Consider the following 1276-nt stretch of genomic DNA (forward strand, 5'->3'; position numbering starts at 1 on the left):
TTAGATGCGTAAACTATATATTACCGTGTCCCAAAATTTTGCAAATAAATTATTGGTTTGAAATTTACATTTATTAAATATCTGTAAATTCAATCATTATTTGACGTTATCATTGATATTATCATAAGCCTCTTTTATAGTCTTTAGATTAAAAATATCTGGATATTTTTTATTTAATATAGTTTTTTAAAATTCTTTTAAGAGTGAATTGATTAAGTTGTCTATAGATTTTTGGGAAAGATCTAAAAAGTTCAACTCCTCATCTAAGGAATTACATAATGAAAATAAATCAGAAGAATTTCTTAGATGTTTTTTAAAAGTATCTTTTTTATTCTCATTAATTAAATTATAGAAAGCTAAAAATCTTGTTAAAAATAAACACAATTCTTCCAAAATATTTAAGCATGGATCAAAAGATTTTTTATCTATTATGTATAGGTTTAAAATACGATTAGTAAGCTGTGTTACGTTTTCTATTAATTGACTTTTATGTTTAATATCCAACTGTTCTAAAAAACTGCCCATGTCTAAATTCGTATATACAAGCTTTTGAGTCGAATTCTTAAAGTTACTTACGCCAATTAAATAATCAACAGTAACATCAAAATAAGATGCCAGCTTTATTAGAATTTCAAATGATGGCTGTCTGCCCTTTTCCCAATATGAAATGTTCTGTGGGGATATTTTATCCTTATTTGTACTTGAAATATTTGCTAATTGAGTCTGGGTAAGTTCTTCTTCCTCCCTTAACTCTCTCAATCTTTCAGAAAATCTATCCATAGCATGTATTTTATACATAGCATATGTATAAAAAATTTTCCACATGGACAAGTATTAATTATTACTAAGGGTTTTTAACCAATCCTTAGTTTCTTTTAATCTATAAGAATTTCCATTCATATTTATTACAAATGATTTATGGGTCAACCTATCGGTCATAGCTGCTGTCATTACAGGATCTATAAAAATTTCACCCCATCTATCGAAAGATAGGTTAGTGGTTATTATAGTTGATTTTCTTCCAGTTCTTATTGATAAGTTTGTGAATAGTAACTCAGCCCCTTCCTTATCACAAGAGATATATCCAAATTCATCAAGTATAACTAAATCATATTTAGCTAATTTATTTTGGTAACCACGCAAGCTTTTTGTTGAGCGCAGCTCTTTGAGTTGAGTTATAAATAGAGGTACTGTTGTGAAAAAAACTTTATATCCTTCTAAACAGGCTTTTATTCCTAAGCCTATAGATATATGAGTTTTTCCGTTATGGAAAGTT

At 27.4% G+C, this 1276-nt stretch carries 2 protein-coding genes; both read right to left on the reverse strand.

Going from position 1 to position 1276, the window contains the following annotated elements; genetic code table 11:
- Window positions 1-186: 186 nt before the first annotated feature.
- Window positions 187-780: a helix-turn-helix domain-containing protein gene (locus I6U48_RS16035; protein ID WP_218321478.1), complete on the reverse strand. Its 594-nt coding sequence runs from the start codon at window positions 778-780 to the stop codon at window positions 187-189.
- A 54-nt stretch (window positions 781-834) separates the two neighbouring features.
- The coding region (locus I6U48_RS16040) for an ATP-binding protein (RefSeq protein WP_246615394.1) at window positions 835-1276 on the reverse strand (442 nt) is incomplete at its 5' end.

Source organism: Clostridium thailandense, assembly GCF_019207025.1.
GTDB classification, from domain to species: domain Bacteria; phylum Bacillota; class Clostridia; order Clostridiales; family Clostridiaceae; genus Clostridium_AM; species Clostridium_AM thailandense.

Excerpts from the sequence above, each read along its gene's own strand:
- I6U48_RS16035 (WP_218321478.1), bottom strand. The coding sequence starts at position 780 with ATGGATAGATTTTCTGAAAGATTGAGAGAGTTAAGGGAGGAAGAAGAA.